The sequence below is a fragment of the Zwartia vadi genome, assembly GCF_030410375.1.
Lineage (GTDB): Bacteria > Pseudomonadota > Gammaproteobacteria > Burkholderiales > Burkholderiaceae_B > Zwartia > Zwartia vadi.
This window is the reverse complement of the sequence record NZ_JAUHHE010000014.1, coordinates 1-19,721: the sequence shown is the minus strand read 5'-3', so window position 1 is coordinate 19,721 and position 19,721 is coordinate 1. Positions and strand designations below refer to the sequence as shown.

Here is a 19,721-nt window from a genome sequence, read left to right as displayed (position 1 = left end):
CACCATGCATCATCTTGATCATTTATTTTGCAGGACTGCTAGACATCGCAGCCGAGGTGGTGACGTCTTTACCGCCCGACAAACCCCATACCCAAGCTGTTAACAGGCGAATCTGCTCAGGCGTGAGCAAGTGCTCCTGAGCAGGCATCCGGTTGTTTCGGCCATTCAATATGGTGTGAACGATCGAAGCTTCGGAGCTGCCGTAGAGCCAGACATCATCCGTCAAGTTTGGAGCACCAAGCGCCTTGTTACCTTTTCCATCAACGCCGTGACAAGCCACGCAATTATTCATGTATTCGCGTTTACCAGCAATCACTCGAATCTGGTCATGCGCCAAGCCTGACATGGAGCGAACGTACTGCGCAATTTCACCCGCCACTTTTGGATTGATCGTGGCACTCATGGGAGGCATGATGCCATTACGGCCTTTCGTGATGGAGGTTTGAATCGCTTCTGGTGTTCGCCCATACATGGAGTCACCCTGAACCAAGTTGGGAAAACTGATCGCACCCCGGGCATCCGAACCATGGCATTGGGCACAGTTATTCAAAAACAAACGCTGACCGATCACGCGCGCGTCCGGATCTGCCGCGATCGCGGGAATATCCATCGAGGCAAAACGAGCATAAACAGGCTTGACCTCTTCGTTTAGCTGAGCTTGATCAGCCTGGACTTCAGTGGCTGAGGTATATCCCAGGCTACCTTGATACGCACCCAGACCAGGATACAAAACCAAATAGCCCACACCAAACAAACACATGATGACGTACATGTACGTCCACCACCTGGGCACTGGATTATTGAGTTCTCGCAGATCACCATCCCAGACGTGACCAGTATCCTCCACCACGCCAGGTGTTTTTTTAACCAGCCATTTACGCTGCGAATACAGCAACCATAAACACCAGACTATTCCACCCAACACAACGGTCGCAATGTAATAACCCCAAAACCCATCAAAAAAATCATTCATGGACGCGACTCCTTTTTCTGCTGCTCTGTGCCTTCATCAGGTAATACGAAAGGCAACATAGCGGCCTCCTCGTTCGCTTTTTTACGACCCTTGGAAAAGGCCCACCAGATAATTCCAAAAAATGTCAGCATCGCCAACACAGTTGCAAATGCATTGAGATAGGCAAGCATCATTTACCTCCCGCTGAAGCTGGCTTTGCTTGAGTGGCCTGTGCGGCTTGTGCAGCTTGCGCGGCCTGACGCACACCGGTACCCAAGCCCTGCAGGTATGCAATCATGGCATCCTCTTCAGTCTTACCTTTCAGCGCTTCAGGTGCGCTTTCGATTTGCGCGTCAGTATAAGGAACACCCAAGATGCGCAAAGCATGCATACGATCCTTGATGTCACTGCCAGTCAACTGACGCTGGGCGAGCCAGGGATAAGCGGGCATATTGGACTCAGGCACAACCGATCTAGGATTACGCAAGTGCACGCGATGCCATTCGTCAGAATAACGCTCTCCGACGCGGGCCAGATCAGGTCCAGTACGCTTTGAACCCCACAAGAACGGACGGTCAAATACCGATTCACCCGCCAAGGAGTAAGAGCCATAGCGCTGCACCTCGGCACGCAACATTCTGATCTGTTGAGAGTGGCAGCCTACGCAGCCCTCGCGGATATAGAGGTCGCGTCCCATCAGTCTGAGTGGATCGTATGGCTCCACGCCCGCAGTGGGTTTTGTCAAGGAGTGCTGGAAAAATAAAGGTACGATTTGCACCAACCCGGCAAACAACACCACCAAGATACTGCAAACAATCATTAGACCGATGTTTTTCTCGAGCGTTTTGTGCGAGAAGAAACTTTGCTTTTCATTTGCCATGATTTCCTCCTCAGGCTGTTGCGACGGCAGCAGCCGAGGCTGATTGAACGATGTCTTTTGGGATCTCGGGATTGACCGCTTTTTCACCCACAACAGTTTTGTAAACGTTGTAAGCCATCACGAACATTCCGCAGAGATACAAGAAACCACCCAACAAACGTATCGCATAGAATGGAACCGAGGCCTTCACTGACTCGACAAAGCTGTAAGTCAACGAACCGTCCGCCTCAGTCGCACGCCACATCAAGCCCTGCATCACTCCGGCGATCCACATTGACGCGATGTAGAGGACTACACCAATGGTTGCGATCCAGAAATGCACCTCAATCAACTTGGTGCTGTACATCTTTTCACGTCCCCAAAGCCTTGGAATCAAGTAATACAACATGCCGAAGGTAATCATCGCCACCCAGCCCAATGCACCGGAGTGCACGTGGCCCACAGTCCAGTCGGTGTAGTGCGACAACGCATTGACCGTACGGATGGACATCATGGAACCTTCAAAGGTTGACATGCCATAAAACGACAGCGAAACCACCATGAATTTCAGGATAGGATCCGTACGCAACTTGTACCAAGCGCCGGACAGGGTCATAATCCCGTTGATCATGCCACCCCATGAGGGTGCCAGCAAAATCAGGGAGAACACCATGCCGAGCGACTGGGTCCAGTCAGGCAAGGAGGTGTAAAGCAAATGATGAGGGCCTGCCCACATGTACGTAAAGGCCAATGCCCAAAAGTGAACAATCGACAAACGATATGAATAGATGGGGCGCTCGGCTTGCTTGGGAATGAAGTAATACATCATGCCCAAAAAGCTTGTGGTCAAAAAGAAGCCCACGGCATTGTGACCGTACCACCACTGCACCATCGCATCCTGCACGCCAGCGTAGGCCGAGTAAGATTTCCAGAGCGTGGCAGGCATCTCAATATTGTTGACGATATGCAAAATAGCAATCGTGAGAATATAGGAGCCGAAGAACCAGTTCGCGACATAGATATGCTTGGATTTGCGCTTGACGATCGTGCCGAAAAACACGATTGCATAGGCCACCCACACCAGAGTGATCAGAATATCGATTGGCCACTCAAGCTCGGCATATTCCTTGCTGGTGGTAATACCCAAAGGCAAGGTGATGGCCGCACCCACAATCACGAGCTGCCAGCCCCAGAAAGTAAAGGGAATCAAAAAGCCGCCAAACAGGCGTGCCTGACAAGTCCGCTGAACAACGTAGTAGGACGCGGCAAAGAGCGCGCTGCCGCCAAACGCAAAAATGACTGCGTTAGTGTGGAGCGGTCGGAGTCGTCCATACGTCAACCAGGGAATATCGAGATTGAGTTGGGGCCATAGAAGCTGCGCCGCGATGATCACACCGACGAGCATCCCGACGACACCCCAGACAACCGTCATGATGGCAAACTGCCTGACGATGCCGTAGTTGAAGGTCTCGGCCGTTACCGCATTTGAGCGAGCCATATTACTTCCTTATTGATGATATTGACTGATTGCACCATGATGCCCAAACTATCAGAATCAGGACTTGATCCATATCAAGCCTAATCATGTTTGCGCAGAACTAATCCGATGCGCGCTTGTCTTGTGATAAACATGCAACAGAATCGGCGCGATCATCGTCCAGCAAAATCGATTGACTGGCCGCGTCGGGATCGTCGTACTGTCCTGAAAAAACCGCCCACCACAACATGCCTCCCACAAGCGCAATCACGGCGAGGGACAAGGGCAAGAGCAGGTACAGTATTTCCAAAACGATTCCTAGGGCTGCGTCTCGGGGTGAAGCTCCCCGGAAAGTGTTGGACGATTTTCCCCTGCGGGGATCGCATAGAGACGCCAGGCATTGGCCACGACCGCAACGGATGAGATAAACATCAGTAGAGCCGCCAACCAGGGAGTCACCCAGCCGACTGCTGCAAGCGGCATGGTCAGCACATGCCAAACAAGCGCGCCATATAGGTTTTGACGAGTGATGCGTCGCGTGCGCCCAAACAAAACAGTGCGTTGCTTATCAGTCATTTCAGGGTAGGCAGCAAGACAAGCATGGGTTGCTGCAAGGGACATCGGAGCCGCAAGCGCCAGCGCACACGGACAACTCATCACCAGCATGGCGACAAGAATCGATAAGGCATGCTCAGGATGTGTGGCCCACCAAAACCCTGCAATCAAAAATGCAAAGCCTAGCTGGGCGATGATAAAAACTGTCGCAACACGATCAGACTGTTCAATCAAAGGCTGACAAAGCGCGTCGAGTTGGATGGCGCCCTGTCCTGCTTCAACAGACTGGCGCGCCCGGGTTTCAAAATAGCGAGCAGTCAGTAAAAATGCGACGAACATTGTCACTGAGTCGAAATAGACCTCGCCGTTCCCTGCCAGCGTGGCATAGGCGCTCGGAATAAAAGCTGCAATGATGCTGGTTGCAACGGGAATGTCCATCGTGACACGACGCTTGGAGTACGCGCGAGCAACCCCTTGCCACACTGGCCAGGCCGCGTAGAGCACCACCGGAACGGTCAGCGCAAGACTGGCCCAATTCATCAGAAAAATGGCCCAGTCCAAGACCTCCAGACTATCATTTGGGCCTGCCTCAATCCTCAGATATCCAGGCAAGGCGAACATCATGACCTGCATCATCGCAAGCCAGGCGAGTCCGAGCCTGACGAGACTGCGTCGACGTCCGGACATCTCGCTGGGGCTGAGTGGGCGATTTAACGCAAATATTGACTTGACCATAGTGAGTAAATTCTAGGCGTAGCAGGTGTATCCCCGCCTTGATTTAAATCAACTAGGTAAAATCCAGTTTATTTAATAGACACTCCTCTCCCTAATGAAGCTCCCATCACGCGACCTGCCTCTTGGTCAGGATGTTTCCTATCCAACAGCCTATGATCCAACGCTTTTATTTCCGATTGCGCGAGCCGAGGCGAGAGAGCGGCTTGGCTTGACGGGTCCCGCGCTCCCCTTTACGGGTTGGGATCTATGGAATGCTTATGAATTATCTTGGCTAAGCCCTCACGGCATGCCGCACGTGGGTATCTTGCGTCTGATGATTGATTGCAAGAGTCCTTACATTATTGAATCAAAGTCCCTAAAGCTTTACTTAAACAGCCTAAATCAGTGTGTGTTTGAATCAGCTGGGCTCATGCTCGACACCGTGCGTAAAGACTTATCCCATGCAGCCGGGGCTGAAGTGAAGATTGAGTACATAGCTCCTAACAGTTTTAAAGGTCTGCATATCGACGAATTTGAGGGGATTGATCTGGATTCTCAAACCCTCAGGATCGATTGTTATGAGCCAAACGCCGATTTGCTTTGTCTGGATTCTGCCCGGCGGGATGGCGTAACGATCGTGAAGGAGTCTCTATTTTCAAGATTACTAAAATCTAATTGTCCCGTGACGTCCCAGCCCGATTGGGCATGCGTCCAAATCGACTACAGCGGTCCAAAAATAGATCGTGCGGGTTTATTGAAATACATTATTTCGTTCCGTATGCACAATGGCTTCCATGAACAATGTGTGGAAACGATTTTTATGGATATTTTGGCGCGCTGCCAGCCTCAGCACCTCTCGGTTTACGCGCGATACACCCGTCGCGGTGGTTTGGATATCAATCCTTGGCGCGCCACACCGGGCATGCCGGCCCCAACACTGATGCGTAGCGCCCGACAATGAATGGCGTCTCTATGTGCCCTTTGACTGATAAATCAAAGCAAGGACTGCGCAACCAAGTCTAACTCTTGGAAGTCTTTTCGCGGATAACCGGCAACGCGCGGCGTAAGTAATAAAGCATGGACCAAACAGTCAGAATGGCTGCGATCACAATCAGGACCTGGCCAATCTGCGCAAATGGAATCCCTAAAAGCGAGTCGTAATAGAGCAAACAAGGGATCGCGATCATTTGAGCGGCGGTTTTGAACTTTCCGAGCCAATGAACGGCAACGCTTGCACTGGCGCCGATTTGAGCCATCCACTCACGCAATGCTGAAATAGTGATTTCACGTCCAATAATCACCAGGGCAATCATCACGTCCACGCGATCCAGATTCAGCAAAACCAAGAGTGCGGCAGACACCATCAGCTTGTCTGCAACGGGATCCAGGAAAGCACCAAAAGACGAAGTCTGATTCCAGCGGCGAGCCAGCCAGCCATCAAACCAATCGGTCAAAGCAGCAAAGATGAACGCCAGACTTGCTGTTGTGTCGCGCACAGGCACGCTCATCCAAGAATCGGGCAAATAATAAAGCCCAATAAGGAGCGGAATCATGGCGATTCGGAGCCATGTGAGAATGATTGGGATATTTAAAGGCATACGCTATGCTAACCCACTTAGCGTAAGGAAAAGTAAATGCGCTCGGCCAATTCAGGGGAGATACCCTCGACGCTCGCCAAATCTTCAATGCTGGCGTTGGCCACGCCACTAAATCCACCGAATCTGGCCAACAGCCTTTGACGGCGTTTGGCACCGATGCCATCGATATCCTCTAAACGAGACACGTTTCTGGTTTTTGCGCGCTTGGCGCGCATACCCGTGATTGCAAAACGATGCGCTTCATCCCTAATTTGTGCAATCAACATCAACGCTGCAGAAGATTCGCCCAACACCAAGGGTGCTCGATCATCTGGAAAAATCAATGTCTCCAGACCAACCTTGCGGCGGTCACCCTTGGCAACACCCACCAAAACATCGGTGTCCAGCCCCAACTCCACAAAAACTTGACGCGCGATTTCCACCTGCCCTTTACCGCCATCAATCAGCACCAGGCCAGGCATATTGGCCTCTCCGTCCGCAACTTTGCCAAAACGACGAGACAGCACTTGTCGCATGGCAGCATAATCATCACCTGGCGTGATGCCAGCAATGTTATAGCGCCGGTACATTGAGGGCTGCATAGCGTGATGGGCGTACACCACGCAAGATGCCTGGGTCGCCTCTCCCGCAGTATGACTGATGTCGAAACACTCTATGTGCAGCGCATCCAGAGCAACAGGATCCGTATCCAGATCAAGTGCTTCGGCAAGCGCCAAGGTTCTCGCACTGCGGGCACCCGATTCCAGCAATGCGCTGCCAAGCGCCATCTCCGCATTTCGCGTCGCTTGCTCAAGCCAAGCCCTGCGCACACCTTGCGGACGACTGATAAAGCGGGCTTTGGTGGACTTTGACTCTGCGATCAAGTCAATGAGTTGAGCATCTGGCAGTGCGTGCGAACCCACAAGCGCTGCAGGTAAAGGATGATCCACATAGTGTTGCGCAATAAAAACCGCCAGCACCTCCGCATTGGAGTCTCCGTCAGCATGCGTGGGGAAAAATGCACGATCACCCAAATGACGTCCACCTCGCACCATCGCCAGATTGACGCACACTTTTCCGCCAGAAGAAGCGACTGCGATGACATCGGTATCGCTTTGATCAGAGTCCTCCATAGTTTGTTGGTGAAGCACCTTGGCAAGCGCCCCCATCTGATCACGAAGAAGAGCCGCCTGCTCAAACTCCAATGCCTCGGCTGCCTCTTGCATCCGCTTCTCAAGATCGCCCATGATTTCCTGTGTTTCACCATTCAGAAAGCGTGCGGCACGCTCAGCATCGGCAGCGTAATCCTCTTGAGAAATCTCTTTGACACAAGGCGCCGAGCAACGACCAATCTGATGTAAAAGACACGGTCTGGAACGATTTGCATAAACGGTATCTTCGCAGGTCCTTAACCGAAATACTTTCTGCAAAATCTGGATCGTTTCGCGCACCGCCCAGGCGCTTGGATAAGGACCAAAAAATTGCCCTTTTTTTTGTGTAGACCCCCGGTAATAAGCAATGCGGGGGGCGACATGTCCGGAAAGCATCAAATAAGGATAAGACTTGTCATCGCGAAACAAAATGTTGTAGCGCGGGCGCAGTGTTTTGATCAGGTTATTTTCCAGGATCAGCGCCTCAGCCTCAGAGCGGGTGACCGTCACCTCGATTTTCACCACTCGTGCAACCATATGGCCGATACGGGGACTCGAAGGCGTTTTCTGAAAATAAGAAGACACCCTCTTTTTGAGATCACGCGCCTTGCCTACGTACAGAACCTCTCCTGTTGCATCGATATGCCGGTAAACACCCGGCAAGTGGGGCAACTGAGCAAGGAACGCTTTGATATCAAAAGCGTCTGGAGCCTTTTCTTCAAAGGCGGCAGAAGAGTCAGGCTCGCTCATTGAGTGTATGGACGGACTTCAAAGCCTCGAGATATGCCAGTTGCTTTTGCAAAGACTTCCATTCCGGCGCGACCATCTTGGGCATCAGTCGATCGATTCGATCCATTGATCGCCGTGTGGCTTTCCAGGTCAGACGTGACAATAAATCATCAGCCAGATCTGGACGGTTACAGACGAGAGCCATATCGCAACCTGCCTGGAGTGCTGCGCGTGCGCGCGCAAGGATGTCGCCCGCGACAGCGGCGCCTTCCATTGTCAGGTCATCCGAAAATACGACGCCGTCGTAACTCAGCTTTTGGCGCAAAATCTCCTTGATCCATTTGGAAGAAAACCCCGCAGGCATCGCATCCACTTTTGTATAGATCACATGAGCGGGCATGACAGAGGGAATCACCTGGTCGCCCAACCATTGATAGGGCGCAGCATCGTGCGCCAAAATCTTTTTCAATGAGCGGTTGTCGCGCGGAATAGCGTGATGTGAGTCGGCCGCCACAGCGCCATGTCCCGGAAAATGCTTGCCACAGGCTCCCATCCCTGCCTGAGCCAGGCCTTGAGACAGGGCACGGGCGAGCATCGCGACCACGCGTGGGTCACCATCAAATGCACGATCCCCAATCACACTACTGACTCCGAAATCCAAATCCAGCACCGGAGTGAAGCTTAGGTCAACGCCGCAGGCGCGAAGCTCCGCCCCCAGGACATAACCGACATCGGTCGCCATACGCATCGCCCGCATCGGGTCTTTCAGCCATTCGAGACCAAGGGTACGCATCGAGGGCAGGCACGTAAAGCCGTCTGTGCGAAATCTCTGCACCCGTCCGCCTTCGTGATCAACCGCGATCAATAAGCTGGGTGATCGCAAGTCATGAATCTTTTTTGTGAGTGCGACCAACTGTTTGCGCGAGGTGAAGTTACGGGTAAAAAGAATGACGCCTCCGACAAGCGGATGCAGTAAGCGAGCCTCTTCAGCAGCTGTCATGACGGTGCCCGCGATGTCGACGACTAAAGGGCCTCTGGGAATAGAAGGTTTACTGGCTGAACGCATATTTAATCTGCTCCGGTGGTGTTGTTGTTGGGACCGTCCTGTAGAGTTTCGACCACCACGTAGGCGGCGCCGTATTCTGATTCATCGGTCAGGGAAACATGTGCGGGACCGAAACGCATCTCATACCAGCGCGCCAAGGGCCCAGAGAGAACAACAGTGGGTCGCCCTCCTTTTACATTCAAAGTCTGCATGCGCGTCCACCACATTGGCATGCGCATACCTAATCCCACTGCTTTTGAGAAAGCCTCCTTGGCGGCAAAACGCGTCGCAAGATAACGCACGCCGCGTGCGCGATCCCGTGCAGCTCGGGCCTTAAATACCTGCAACTCCTCTTGTCCGAGAATTTTTTCTGGAAAGCGTTCGGGATGACGCTGCCAAGCCCGGTCAATCCGTTCCATCTTGACGAGGTCCATTCCTATACCGGCAATTGCAGCCAAGATCTGTCCTCTCTCAATGTTTAGGCGGTTGAAGCAACACGCCACGCTGAGCCTTCAGCCTGGCCTCGATCATGCAAGCTTTCATGTTTCGGATGGTATTTTCCCAACCGTCAAAAATGGCCTGTGCCACGATCGCATGTCCAATATTGAGTTCAGCAATGCCCTCAAGCGCAGCAACCGGCGCAACATTACCAAAATGCAAACCATGACCGGCATTGGTACGCAAGCCTTGAGACACAGCATACGCAATGGCTTGTTGTAGCCGGCTGAGCTCGGCTTGTGCCTGCTCTGGAGTAGCGGCCTCGGCGTAGGCGCCTGTGTGGAGTTCAATCACCGTCGCACCGGTATCAACTGCCGCGGCGATTTGACGTGCATCAGGATCAATAAAAAGGGAGACTCGAATACCACTAGCCTGCAACTGCTGGACGGCGGCTTTAACCGTTTCAAAACCACCCACAACATCAAGACCACCCTCAGTGGTGAGTTCAGTGCGTTTTTCAGGTACCAAACACACATCCTGTGGCAGGACCCTACAAGCGATCGCCAGCATTTCCGCAGTAATCGCACACTCCAAGTTCATCCGGGTACGCAACTGCGGGCGTAAAGCAAAAACATCCGCATCCTGAATATGACGACGGTCCTCGCGCAAATGCAAGGTAATCAGATCTGCACCAGCATCCTCGGCGAGCAATGCAGCTGCGATGGGATCAGGATACTGAGTGTGCCGCTGTTGCCGTAAGGTGGCAACGTGATCAATATTGACGCCTAGATCAATCATGTTGGAGCTCTCTTAGATGTGGGTCTATTTAAATCTTCGGGTCACAAGCAGGCATGTCACCCATCATGATGAGATTATCACGCGCGCGCGGGTCGATCCCCTATTTGACTCGCGGTTTGGAAACGGGTTGAGTCGACGATGACTCTGGTTGAGATGAAGTCCGACTCACGGGCCGAGCGACTTTTGACAAGGCGGGAGATAGAGTAACCGCCTGCAAGACTGCTGCCTGCATATTGACATAAATAGGTGGTTGAGCGATGAGTTCGGGCGCGATCGTACCCGGCTTGACACCCCGTAAAATCCTCAGTGCCAGACGTCCTGCGGCAGTTCCAATATCTTGTTCGGTTAAATCAACGGCCGCTACAGCTCCCGCTTTGACGTCTTTAATATCCCAACCCACCAAAGGGATCTTGGCGTCGTTGGCGACTTGAACGAGCGCACCATAAGACTGGTTAACCGATGGATCCAGAAAAGTTTGGAAGACATCGACTTTTTCAATCAAACTCCGTGCGGCTGAACCCACATCGATTGGTCTGGACACCGCAACTTCGATCGCTATCAAACCCGTTCCGCTCAGGTTCTCCTGAAACTCCTTGATTTGCGACATAGAGTTCGCGTCAGCAGGGTTATATATGACCCCGACGCGACGTGCCTGAGGTACCAACTGCCTGATCAATGCGATCCGTTTTTGTAAAGGAAGCGCATCGGAGACCCCTGTGACATTGGTTCCGGAGGGCCCCCAGCCGGTTAAAACTTCACTCTGCACTGGATCTGTAATTCCCGCAAAAACAACGGGTATTTGCTTAGTTTGGGACATCACCGCCTGAACAACTGGGAGTGAAAGCGCGATGATCACATCGGGACGTCCACGAATGATATCGAGCGCCATAGGTTGTACGCGCTCAGGCACGCCTTGAGCATCCTTCACGTTCAACTTTAAATTGCGCCCCTCGCGAAAGCCGGCTGACCGGAGCACCTCTCTCACACCATCCACAACCTCGGCGGTGACCTCATCTTGCTGATAGAAAAAGATGGCGACAGATTTTGTTTGCGCCCAAACGTCGGCGCTTGCAAGCATTAGATAACCTGCCAGCAAGAAGGCGCGCAGTACATTCATTTTCTTCAAAAAAATCACAACGCTCACACTGTCAATATTCCGTTTTCTGTCCGGCCAATCATCGATCGCACCCATTTCTTAGCCGGCAATCCATATTGTGACTCAACATCGTCGGCGCGTGCGAGCAGTTGTTCAATCGACACACTGATCGGAGGTCCTTTAAAAGCCAGCACAACCTGATTACCAGCGTCAATTTGGGGCAAACTCAACAATCGCCCATCAAACGCGGCGCTCAATCGACGAATGTTTTTTTCAAAACTCGCGTGCGCGCCGAAAAGATTCACTGTCATCACACCAACCTCTCCAAGCACCTGATGACAATTCTGATAGAACGCGAGCGAATCTCGTACCGGACCCGCAGCCTGCGCATCATACAAATCCACCATTAATACCGCACATTGGTCATGATGATGCCCATCACTCACCCACACCTCGGCATCGAGATGCTCGATCAACATCCTTGAAGGCCTGGGTAACTTGAAATACAACTCACAGGCTGAGGTGACAAGAGGGTTCCACTCGACAATATTGATCTTGCTGGAGGTATGTTTCAGGCAAAATCGGGCGAGCGACCCCGCGCCCAGACCCAGCATGCCAATCGATTGATGCCGCGGTGGCGCCAAAAAAAGCAGCCAAGCCATCATCTGCGCGGTGTACTCAAGGACCAGCTCCGCAGGTTTTGATACCCACATCGCACCCTGCACCCACTCAGTACCGAAATGCAAATAACGGACGCCTCCACCCTCAGAAATGGTGGGAATATCCCGTACAGACGTAACCAACTCTTTTTGTACACCAGCATTTTTTCGCTGCGGTGCAGCGGTTTTTTTCCAAGCCATTGTAAAAAAACACCTTTTTTATTCCCTCTGGCAGGCAGAATAGCATTGTCACATTGCGAAATCTCCCCTTTACCTGTAGAATGGCGAGCTTAACTTAGGATACGTGGCGATATTGCTGTATTGATACAACTGTAGTGTTCACTACAGTTGAGACGACAGTGAATGTGGCTGGCGACCCGCCCAACCGAAAGGATTTAAGATGAAAGCCGAGATTCACCCTAATTACCGCGATGTGGTGTTCGTTGACCTGCAGACAGGCAACAAGTTCATCACCCGCTCAACACTCAACAGCCGCGAAACTATTGAATTGGATGGCAAAACCTATCCTCTTTTCAAATGCGACGTGACATCGGAATCTCACCCTTTCTACACCGGCGCTCAGACCCGTATTGTCGAAACCGGTCGCGTTGAAAAGTTCCGTGCCCGTTTTGCTCGCACGTCCGGAACGAAAAAGGCATCTGCCTGATCCAGATTCATCAGGATCAGCGTTCGTAAAAATGAGGCGGCCTCTAGGCTGCCTTTTTTTTGTTAATGTCACACCAAGTCCTTAATTTGAAGGTTTGAGTCTGCGCGTGTCGCTCTCTGCTACCCAATCCACTCCGGCAAGGCTGACTGCCAATGCGTCTACCAAGCTCCCGCGACTGATCTTGCTGGTGCTTGCGGCTGCCTATGTGATTGCAGGATTATTTGGCAGAGACCCCTGGAAAACAGATGATGTGCTGAGTCTGGCCAAGATGTTATCGGCCCTGGAGTCTCAAGGTTACCAATGGCTGATTCCTCATTTTGGCGACATCAAGATTGCCCAAGACGGACCACTGGTGATGTGGTTAGGCGCGATCCTGATTCATTTGTTCGGCTCATGGATCGGAGAAGTTGCAGCCTCGCGCGTCATTAATCTGATTTGGTTTGCCATGACCCTTGGCTCAGTCTGGTATGGAACTTACTTATTGGGACGCCGAACAGAGGCTCAACCGCTTGCGTTACCATTTGGAGGCGAACCTTCCGTCAAAGACTATGGTCGACTTCTGGCTGATGTCGCGACCTTGCTCTTTCTGGCTACTGGCGGCGTACTGCTGCGGTTTCACGAAACTTCAGATGTACCTGCCAATCTTGCTTTTCAAACGCTTGGGTTTTATGCGCTGGCTCGCATGCTGGACAAGCCTAAGATGGGCATGGTTATGCTCACGCTCGCGCTGACCGGTGCGTTTTTAACACGCGCTTGGCCGGGCTTGGTGCCACTCTTGTTTGCATTGCCGATCGCACTGATCAAGCGCTCAGCTCTATGGTCGGTTAGATATTATGCTCTGTTTGCAGTGTTCTTAGCCGCTACACTGATTGCAAGCTGGTGGATACCCACTATGAACATCCACCCCGAGTGGATGAAAGCGTGGCTGCACTGGAATGAACTGAATTTCGGACTCCCCGAGTACGAAAATGCCGTCAGACCGATGCGCGATCTACCCTGGTTTCTCTGGCCAACCTGGCCTTTGGCGCTCCTTGCACTTTGGCAATGGCGTCGTTGGACGACCGCACCGCATATCTGGCTGCCTTTTTCGTTGATGCTTGGCGCCGTGCTGACGCTTTTTGTGTCGTCACAGTCCGGGGAGGCCGAGTACGTCCTGTTTATTTGTCCACTCGCCGTGCTCTCTGCCTTTGCCATTCCGACCATGCGTCGGGGCGTGATCAACACGCTCGACTGGTTTGCCTTGATGTGTTTTTCAGTTACGGTCGCCTGCGTCTGGGTAGGCTGGTTCGCACTGCATTTTGGCGTTCCCCAGCAAATCTCACTGAATATCGCGCGTCAGACAGCAGGCTACGAACCTCAAATCGTCTGGTGGAGCGTCGCCCTTGCCATTGTTTGCACACTTTGCTGGATTGCCATGATTGTCTGGCGCGTGAAAGCAAATCCCAATGCACTGTGGCGCGGATCCTTGCTCGCTGCCGGTGGCCTGACCCTGACTTGGATCATGCTTGTTTTACTCTGGATGCCCGCGATCGACTATGTTCGTAGCTATCGCCCCATGTCAGCCGAAATTCGCCAGACCCTTGAAAGTCTCTCCTCCACTCCTGGTGAGTTGGCCTGCTTACGAGGCCAAGGCTTGGCACTCGGTCCGCAAGCCTCTCTCTATGTGTTTGATCATATTGAGATAGTCTACGATCCACAGTGTCCATTTGTCTTGCAGCAAACGACGCGCAAAAAACTCGAAAATGACGAGGCAGGTTTTAGCGAAAATGCCGAAGTGCTCTGGCAAGGCTCTCGTGGTGCTGACCGCTTTGATCGCTACAGAATTTTGCGTCTGCCAATACAATGAGCGTTGTTGATACTTCGGCGCGATCTTTCGGCGCCACCCTCTGTGCCATATTTAAGCAGTCCTGGCCTATCCTGATCAGTCAATGGGCGAGCATGGCTTTTGGCGTACTTGACACGGCGATGACTGGGCATGCTGGTCCAATTGATCTCGCCACGATGGCTTTGTCGATTTCAATTTACATCACGGTGTTCATTGGACTAACGGGAGTGATGCACGCACTCATTCCAATCCAGGCACAGTACGTGGGAGCTGGCAAACTCGAGCGTGTTGGGCAGACCTGGGGGCAAGGCATCTGGGTCTCGCTCTTGCTCTCCGTAGTAGGTGGGGCTGTTCTGCTTTTTCCCGATGTCTGGCTAAGCTTTTCTGGCGATCTTGATCCGCTTGTGCGTGCAAACGTCAAAAGCTATCTCCTTGCACTTACCTGCGCGTTGCCTGCGGCACTCATGTTTCGCACGGTCTACTCACTTGCCAACGCAGTATCCCGGCCCAAGCTGATCATGATGATCAATCTCCTCGGGATTGTTCTGAAAATATTTTTCAACTGGTTACTGATTTTTGGTAACTGGGGGTTCCCAGCGCTAGGGGCAACAGGCGCAGGCATTTCTTCGGCAATTGTCTTTTGGATCAACCTGGCCATTGGGCTATGGGTCGTCACCCGCACGCCCTTTTACAAACAATTTAAATTAAAGCTTGGACGTCCTGAATGGAGCGAGCTCTGGGCCATCTTGCGACTTGGCATTCCGATGGGAGGCTCCTATCTCGTTGAAGTCAGCGCCTTTACTTTCATGGCGCTTCTGGTTGCGCAAGAGGGTACGGCTGTCATTGGCGGCCATCAAATCACTTCCAATCTGGCCGCCCTCGCCTACATGATGCCCATGGCTATCGGTGTCGCGACCGCATCGCTCACCGCTCAGGCGATTGGAGCCGGACAACTTCATCAGGCACATCGAACAAGCATGATGGGCTTAGTGGTCGGCTTATGTGGCGCCCTCATCACAGCTTGCGCGCTTTACTTTGGCCGCGACGTCATTGTGGCGCTTTACACGAACGATGCCACGGTTGCCGCGATTGCCTTATCTTTGTTGGCGCTGTTGCCATTCTTTCATGTGGTTGATGCGATGCAATGTATCAACAGCTACATCCTACGCGCACACAAGGTTGCCGTCGTGCCTTTGTGTCTACAAATTTTTGCACTGATGGTAGTAGGCTTACTTGGAGGCTGGTGGCTAGGTTTTGGACCAGGTCGCGGTCTAATTGAACCGCTACGCAATCAACTCTTGGCGGGCTCACCCGTCGGTGCCGGCAGCATGTGGCTCATGGCGACGATCGGCTTGGCGATCTCAGCCGTTTTGTTGCACGGCTGGTACCGTCACATCATCAAGCGACTCAGGTCAGTTTGATGAACGTTTCCCGATAGTACTTCAGCTCATCGATAGACTCGTAAATATCCGCAAGCGCCTCGTGTTTGCTGCGTTTTTCAAATCCCTTTAAAAGCTCTGGCTTCCAGCGTCGCGCAAGCTCCTTGATCGTACTGACATCGATTGTTCGATAGTGAAAAAACTGCTCAAGCTTGGGCATGTAATTAAACATAAACCGTCGGTCTTGACTCACCGTGTTGCCGCACAAGGGCGACTTGCCCGCTGGAACATAGCGTGACAAAAACTCTATGAGCTGATCCTCTGCCTGCGCCTCAGTCAGGGTTGACGCCTTAACCTTTTCGGTCAGGCCACTTTTGCCATGGGTGGAGCGGTTCCAGCTATCCATCGCATCAAGCAGACTGTCAGGCTGATGGATCACCAGAACAGGCCCCTCTGCAACAATTGTCAGGTCCGGCTCTGTCACGACAACAGCAACCTCAATGATGCGTTCCTTTTGAGGGTCTAAACCCGTCATTTCCATGTCCAGCCAAACCAGGCGGAACTCGTTGGGAATTGACTTTCCATTTTGTGGGGTAACTGCCTGAGCGGGGGTGTTAGCCATATAATCAATCCAGTTAAAACACGATTTTCTCACATGCTGCCATAAGGCTCTCTGGACTCATGCTTACGATACTTTTTATTGCCTTTCTTCTCGCGACTATCGGTACCCGGCTTTGGCTGGCCAGTCGTCAGCTCCGGCATGTCGTGAGTCACCGCGATACCGTGCCCGCCGAGTTCGCCTCACGTATCGGACTCACCAGCCATCAGCGGGCCGCAGACTACACCGCGGCCAAGGTCAAACTGGGTATGATCGAGCTCGTTTTCGATGCGGCAGTGTTAGTTGGGCTCACCCTACTGGGCGGTTTACAGCAGATAGACCTCTGGGTGAGTACGCTGACCTCGCACGATTTGTTGCGTCAAGTCCTTCTGATCGTTGCTGTGATCACACTGCTCGGCGCGCTCGGTTTGCCCTTTTCCATCTATCGGCAGTTCAAACTGGAGGCAAAGTTTGGCTTTAACCGGATGACGCCAAAGCTGTTTGTTACAGACTCTCTCAAGGGCATCGCGATTGGTGCCGTACTCGGCTTGCCCTTGATTGCCGCCGTTCTTTGGCTCATGGCCGAGGCAGGTACATTTTGGTGGGTCTGGGCTTGGGGGTTATGGTCTTTGTTCAACTTGCTGGTTTTATTTATTTTTCCAACATGGATTGCGCCGCTTTTTAATAAATTTACCCCGCTCGAGGATCAAGCTTTGGCCCAACAGATCCAGGAACTGGCTCAACGTTGCGGATTTTCGCTCAATGGTCTTTTCGTGATGGATGGCTCAAAACGTTCAGCGCATGGTAACGCCTACTTCACAGGTTTTGGTCGGGCTCGCCGCATCGTATTTTTTGACACTCTACTCGCACGCTTGAACAAGGATGAAATTATTGCAGTCCTTGCACATGAGTTAGGTCATTTCAAGCACAATCACATTTTGAAACGCTTGGTGATGAGCTTTACCGGCGCACTGATTTTCTTTGCCATTCTTGGCTGGTTGGCCCAGCAGGTATGGTTCTACACAGACTTGGGTGTACTCCCTCAACTAGGCGGTCGGAATGACGCCATGGCACTCATTTTGTTCTTTATGGTGGTGCCAGTCTTCACATTTGGACTCACGCCTTTGTTTAGCTGGTTTTCACGCAAGGATGAATTTGAAGCGGACCGTTTCGCCAGCAATCAAAGCTCGGCAGACCAGCTCGTGTCAGCGCTGGTCAAGCTCGTTGACGACAATGCTTCGACTCTGACCCCTGATCCGCTTCACTCTGCCTTCTACGATAGCCATCCACCCGTTGCTATCCGTATTCGGCAACTGCTTGCCACATGACCGAACGCTTGAAAGGACGCGTCATTGCGGCCCATGGGCGGCATTACACTGTCGAAATCGAAGATGGCACGCTTATTAAATGTTTTCCACGCGGTAAGAAAAATGATGCCGCCGTGGGCGATGACGTCCTGATCTCGCCACAAGGTCAGGATGAAGGTGCGCTAGAAACAATTCTGGCGCGAAAAAATCTTCTTTATCGCTCTGATGAATCCCGCAGCAAACAATTTGCCGCCAATGTCGATCAGCTCCTGATCGTCATTGCTGTTGAACCACCCTTTTCAGATGACTTGCTCGGTCGAGCATTGGCAGGCGCCTGGTCCGCAGACATTACGCCCATTATTTTGCTCAATAAAGTTGATTTAACTGAAGGGATGCCTGCCGCGCTGGAAAGACTGGCACCTTTTCGTTCTCTGGGCGTTCCGATTATTGAAATTTGTGCCCGCGATCCGGTCAATGTGCATAATCATTTGCTGCCCTTGCTCAAAGACAAAACTTCGCTCCTCCTGGGTCAGAGTGCCATGGGAAAGTCGACCTTGTTGAATACCCTCGTGCCTCTCGCACAGGCCGCGACAAAAGAACATTCTGTCGCCTTGGGTGCTGGACGCCACACCACGACGAGTACGCGCCTCTATCACCTGCCCGAAGGAGGTGGAGACTTGATTGACTCACCAGGGTTTCAAGGCTTTGGGCTGCTGCATTTGAGTCGTGAGGAAATTGAACGCGGATTTCCCGAGTTTAACGAGCACAGAGAACACTGCCGCTTTTATAACTGTACCCATCAACATGAACCTGGCTGCGGAGTGCTCGCCGCGCTGGCGCGTCAAGACATCAACCCCGCTCGGCATGCTTTGTATGTCAGACTTGTCCAGGCAAAAGACGATCACGAAAGCTACTAAAGTTCTACCTTCAGTCGACCTCTGCCCCGGCTGCTTCCGACAAAATCTGGCACATGCCTAGCAACATCGCTGCTGTCGCCCCCCAAATGAAATATTGTTTCCAGGGGATGGAGTAATACTGACGGATACGGCCATCCGCCAATTCGGCACGGTGCAAACGGTAATTGGCCGGATCCGTCAAAAACGTCAAAGGTACTTCAAAAATCTCGGCAACCTCGAAGGTATCAGGATTGAGTACAAAGCCGGGGCGAACCAGTGCTGTGACCGGACTGATTGCAAACCCGGTTCCTGTCACGTAACGAGGCAAGCCTCCCAAACACTCCACATAGTCCCTGGACAGGCCAGTCTCTTCCTCAGTCTCGCGAAGTGCAGTCGCTCGCGCATCCGCATCCGTTGACTCCACTCTCCCACCCGGAAAACTGATTTGCCCTGCGTGGTCGTTTAAATGCGCACTCCGCTGAGTCAGCAAGACTGTCAACCCATCCGGTCGCATCACGATCGGCACAAGCACCGCCGCCTCAACGGGCGTTCCCTCACGGCCAGGCATTCTGATGAGCGACTCGTTCGGAATGTCGAGTGGCCGCTGGATTTCCCCGCTCAATACGCTGCGCAAAGCGCCGGCGGATAACTTGTGCGCGGGTACCGCAGTGAAAGGAAGCGCTGAAGGACTCCATGGCTGCGTCATCGGATCAAAAGAAGGTCTGACTGGAGGGCGGCGTGGACGCAGATTTTCAGGGGCTTCTGAGGACATAATCAAAGGTAAATAGACAACACACCAATGGAATAAAAATAGTTAATAGACCTTTTTAACATCTTGTTGCATGCTTCGCCCAACAAAAAAGCACCTCGAATGAACTGACCCCATAAAGTTGGACAGTTTAAAAGCGGATTAGGGCCTCAAGGGTTGAGTTCTGTATTGCACAGGACTCAGCCCTTTGAGTTTTGTCTTGATCCGGTCGTTGTTGTAATAGTGAATAT

Annotated in this window: 22 protein-coding genes; 6 read left to right on the top strand and 16 right to left on the bottom strand. The window is 52.3% G+C overall.

The window, feature by feature from the left end; translation table 11 throughout:
• Positions 1-22: 22 nt before the first annotated feature.
• The 6 genes from ccoP to QWY27_RS12300 form a co-directional block, all read right to left on the bottom strand.
• Positions 23-973, bottom strand: a complete 951-nt coding sequence (ccoP, locus tag QWY27_RS12325) for a cytochrome-c oxidase, cbb3-type subunit III (RefSeq protein ID WP_290198676.1) — start codon at positions 971-973, stop codon at positions 23-25.
• Positions 970-1,143 (bottom strand): cbb3-type cytochrome oxidase subunit 3, encoded by a 174-nt coding sequence (locus QWY27_RS12320; protein ID WP_290198739.1) that lies wholly within the window; start codon positions 1,141-1,143, stop codon positions 970-972. Before QWY27_RS12320 ends, ccoP begins: the two co-directional genes overlap by 4 nt.
• Positions 1,143-1,832 carry a cytochrome-c oxidase, cbb3-type subunit II gene (gene ccoO, locus QWY27_RS12315; protein WP_290198675.1) on the bottom strand — a complete coding sequence of 230 codons (690 nt, stop codon included), beginning with the start codon at positions 1,830-1,832 and terminating at the stop codon, positions 1,143-1,145. Before ccoO ends, QWY27_RS12320 begins: the two co-directional genes overlap by 1 nt.
• 10 nt (positions 1,833-1,842) lie before the next feature.
• Positions 1,843-3,309 carry a cytochrome-c oxidase, cbb3-type subunit I gene (gene ccoN, locus QWY27_RS12310; protein ID WP_290198674.1) on the bottom strand — a complete coding sequence of 489 codons (1,467 nt, stop codon included), beginning with the start codon at positions 3,307-3,309 and terminating at the stop codon, positions 1,843-1,845.
• A 100-nt stretch (positions 3,310-3,409) separates the two neighbouring features.
• Positions 3,410-3,598, bottom strand: coding sequence for a cbb3-type cytochrome oxidase assembly protein CcoS (ccoS, locus tag QWY27_RS12305; RefSeq protein ID WP_290198673.1), 189 nt, complete (start codon positions 3,596-3,598; stop codon positions 3,410-3,412).
• A gap of 8 nt (positions 3,599-3,606) precedes the next feature.
• Complete coding sequence (locus QWY27_RS12300; protein WP_290198672.1) at positions 3,607-4,530, bottom strand: P-type ATPase actuator domain-containing protein; 924 nt, start codon at positions 4,528-4,530, stop codon at positions 3,607-3,609.
• Between the two features lie 142 nt (positions 4,531-4,672).
• On the opposite strand from QWY27_RS12300, the gene queF reads away from it, so the two are divergent.
• Complete coding sequence (gene queF, locus QWY27_RS12295; RefSeq protein ID WP_290198671.1) at positions 4,673-5,518, top strand: NADPH-dependent 7-cyano-7-deazaguanine reductase QueF; 846 nt, start codon at positions 4,673-4,675, stop codon at positions 5,516-5,518.
• A 58-nt stretch (positions 5,519-5,576) separates the two neighbouring features.
• Here the strand turns inward: queF and pgsA are convergent, their stop codons facing one another.
• The 7 genes from pgsA to QWY27_RS12260 form a co-directional block, all read right to left on the bottom strand.
• Positions 5,577-6,155: a CDP-diacylglycerol--glycerol-3-phosphate 3-phosphatidyltransferase gene (gene pgsA / locus QWY27_RS12290; protein WP_290198670.1), complete on the bottom strand. Its 579-nt coding sequence runs from the start codon at positions 6,153-6,155 to the stop codon at positions 5,577-5,579.
• Between the two features lie 17 nt (positions 6,156-6,172).
• Positions 6,173-8,035 carry an excinuclease ABC subunit UvrC gene (gene uvrC, locus QWY27_RS12285; protein ID WP_290198669.1) on the bottom strand — a complete coding sequence of 621 codons (1,863 nt, stop codon included), beginning with the start codon at positions 8,033-8,035 and terminating at the stop codon, positions 6,173-6,175.
• On the bottom strand, positions 8,022-9,080 hold the full coding sequence (gene nagZ / locus QWY27_RS12280; RefSeq protein ID WP_290198668.1) for a beta-N-acetylhexosaminidase: 1,059 nt from the start codon (positions 9,078-9,080) through the stop codon (positions 8,022-8,024). Before nagZ ends, uvrC begins: the two co-directional genes overlap by 14 nt.
• A gap of 2 nt (positions 9,081-9,082) precedes the next feature.
• Complete coding sequence (acpS, locus tag QWY27_RS12275; protein WP_435433484.1) at positions 9,083-9,520, bottom strand: holo-ACP synthase; 438 nt, start codon at positions 9,518-9,520, stop codon at positions 9,083-9,085.
• Between the two features lie 10 nt (positions 9,521-9,530).
• A complete protein-coding gene (locus QWY27_RS12270; RefSeq protein ID WP_290198666.1) occupies positions 9,531-10,295 on the bottom strand; it encodes a pyridoxine 5'-phosphate synthase in 765 nt (254 codons plus the stop codon).
• Between the two features lie 100 nt (positions 10,296-10,395).
• Positions 10,396-11,412, bottom strand: coding sequence for an ABC transporter substrate-binding protein (locus QWY27_RS12265; RefSeq protein WP_290198738.1), 1,017 nt, complete (start codon positions 11,410-11,412; stop codon positions 10,396-10,398).
• A 23-nt stretch (positions 11,413-11,435) separates the two neighbouring features.
• On the bottom strand, positions 11,436-12,251 hold the full coding sequence (locus QWY27_RS12260; protein ID WP_290198665.1) for a class I SAM-dependent methyltransferase: 816 nt from the start codon (positions 12,249-12,251) through the stop codon (positions 11,436-11,438).
• Positions 12,252-12,450: 199 nt separating this feature from the next.
• Here QWY27_RS12260 and QWY27_RS12255 point away from each other — a divergent pair, with 199 nt between their 5' ends.
• The 3 genes from QWY27_RS12255 to QWY27_RS12245 all read left to right on the top strand — a co-directional run bounded on the left by QWY27_RS12255 (position 12,451) and on the right by QWY27_RS12245 (position 15,963).
• On the top strand, positions 12,451-12,717 hold the full coding sequence (locus tag QWY27_RS12255) for a type B 50S ribosomal protein L31 (protein WP_290198664.1): 267 nt from the start codon (positions 12,451-12,453) through the stop codon (positions 12,715-12,717).
• Between the two features lie 106 nt (positions 12,718-12,823).
• Positions 12,824-14,563, top strand: a complete 1,740-nt coding sequence (locus QWY27_RS12250) for an ArnT family glycosyltransferase (protein ID WP_290198663.1) — start codon at positions 12,824-12,826, stop codon at positions 14,561-14,563.
• Positions 14,560-15,963 (top strand): MATE family efflux transporter, encoded by a 1,404-nt coding sequence (locus tag QWY27_RS12245; RefSeq protein WP_290198662.1) that lies wholly within the window; start codon positions 14,560-14,562, stop codon positions 15,961-15,963. The genes QWY27_RS12250 and QWY27_RS12245 overlap by 4 nt, the downstream gene beginning before the upstream one ends.
• Here QWY27_RS12245 and orn read toward each other — a convergent pair.
• Positions 15,950-16,543: an oligoribonuclease gene (gene orn / locus QWY27_RS12240; protein ID WP_290198661.1), complete on the bottom strand. Its 594-nt coding sequence runs from the start codon at positions 16,541-16,543 to the stop codon at positions 15,950-15,952. The genes QWY27_RS12245 and orn overlap by 14 nt on opposite strands.
• A 59-nt stretch (positions 16,544-16,602) precedes the next feature.
• Between orn and QWY27_RS12235 the strand changes: the two genes are divergently transcribed.
• Entirely contained in the window at positions 16,603-17,847 is a 1,245-nt protein-coding gene (locus tag QWY27_RS12235) for a M48 family metallopeptidase (RefSeq protein ID WP_290198660.1), read from the top strand.
• Positions 17,844-18,743 carry a ribosome small subunit-dependent GTPase A gene (gene rsgA / locus QWY27_RS12230; RefSeq protein ID WP_290198659.1) on the top strand — a complete coding sequence of 300 codons (900 nt, stop codon included), beginning with the start codon at positions 17,844-17,846 and terminating at the stop codon, positions 18,741-18,743. Before QWY27_RS12235 ends, rsgA begins: the two co-directional genes overlap by 4 nt.
• Before the next feature lie 10 nt (positions 18,744-18,753).
• Here the strand turns inward: rsgA and QWY27_RS12225 are convergent, their stop codons facing one another.
• Together QWY27_RS12225 and QWY27_RS12220 are read right to left on the bottom strand one after the other, a co-directional pair.
• Positions 18,754-19,494: a CoA pyrophosphatase gene (locus QWY27_RS12225; RefSeq protein WP_290198658.1), complete on the bottom strand. Its 741-nt coding sequence runs from the start codon at positions 19,492-19,494 to the stop codon at positions 18,754-18,756.
• A gap of 138 nt (positions 19,495-19,632) precedes the next feature.
• The coding region (locus tag QWY27_RS12220; protein ID WP_290195450.1) for an IS3 family transposase at positions 19,633-19,721 on the bottom strand (89 nt) is incomplete at its 5' end.

Bases quoted from the DNA above. Each gene is read 5' to 3' on its own strand.
- ccoP (WP_290198676.1), bottom strand. From the start codon at position 973: ATGAATGATTTTTTTGATGGGTTTTGGGGTTATTACATTGCGACCGTT.
- QWY27_RS12320 (WP_290198739.1), bottom strand. From the start codon at position 1,143: ATGCTTGCCTATCTCAATGCATTTGCAACTGTGTTGGCGATGCTGACA.
- ccoO (WP_290198675.1), bottom strand. From the start codon at position 1,832: ATGGCAAATGAAAAGCAAAGTTTCTTCTCGCACAAAACGCTCGAGAAA.
- ccoN (WP_290198674.1), bottom strand. From the start codon at position 3,309: ATGGCTCGCTCAAATGCGGTAACGGCCGAGACCTTCAACTACGGCATC.
- QWY27_RS12300 (WP_290198672.1), bottom strand. From the start codon at position 4,530: ATGTCCGGACGTCGACGCAGTCTCGTCAGGCTCGGACTCGCCTGGCTT.
- queF (WP_290198671.1), top strand. From the start codon at position 4,673: ATGAAGCTCCCATCACGCGACCTGCCTCTTGGTCAGGATGTTTCCTAT.
- pgsA (WP_290198670.1), bottom strand. From the start codon at position 6,155: ATGCCTTTAAATATCCCAATCATTCTCACATGGCTCCGAATCGCCATG.
- uvrC (WP_290198669.1), bottom strand. From the start codon at position 8,035: ATGAGCGAGCCTGACTCTTCTGCCGCCTTTGAAGAAAAGGCTCCAGAC.
- nagZ (WP_290198668.1), bottom strand. From the start codon at position 9,080: ATGCGTTCAGCCAGTAAACCTTCTATTCCCAGAGGCCCTTTAGTCGTC.
- QWY27_RS12270 (WP_290198666.1), bottom strand. From the start codon at position 10,295: ATGATTGATCTAGGCGTCAATATTGATCACGTTGCCACCTTACGGCAA.
- QWY27_RS12265 (WP_290198738.1), bottom strand. From the start codon at position 11,412: ATGAATGTACTGCGCGCCTTCTTGCTGGCAGGTTATCTAATGCTTGCA.
- QWY27_RS12260 (WP_290198665.1), bottom strand. From the start codon at position 12,251: ATGGCTTGGAAAAAAACCGCTGCACCGCAGCGAAAAAATGCTGGTGTA.
- QWY27_RS12255 (WP_290198664.1), top strand. From the start codon at position 12,451: ATGAAAGCCGAGATTCACCCTAATTACCGCGATGTGGTGTTCGTTGAC.
- QWY27_RS12245 (WP_290198662.1), top strand. From the start codon at position 14,560: ATGAGCGTTGTTGATACTTCGGCGCGATCTTTCGGCGCCACCCTCTGT.
- orn (WP_290198661.1), bottom strand. From the start codon at position 16,543: ATGGCTAACACCCCCGCTCAGGCAGTTACCCCACAAAATGGAAAGTCA.
- QWY27_RS12235 (WP_290198660.1), top strand. From the start codon at position 16,603: ATGCTTACGATACTTTTTATTGCCTTTCTTCTCGCGACTATCGGTACC.
- rsgA (WP_290198659.1), top strand. From the start codon at position 17,844: ATGACCGAACGCTTGAAAGGACGCGTCATTGCGGCCCATGGGCGGCAT.
- QWY27_RS12225 (WP_290198658.1), bottom strand. From the start codon at position 19,494: ATGTCCTCAGAAGCCCCTGAAAATCTGCGTCCACGCCGCCCTCCAGTC.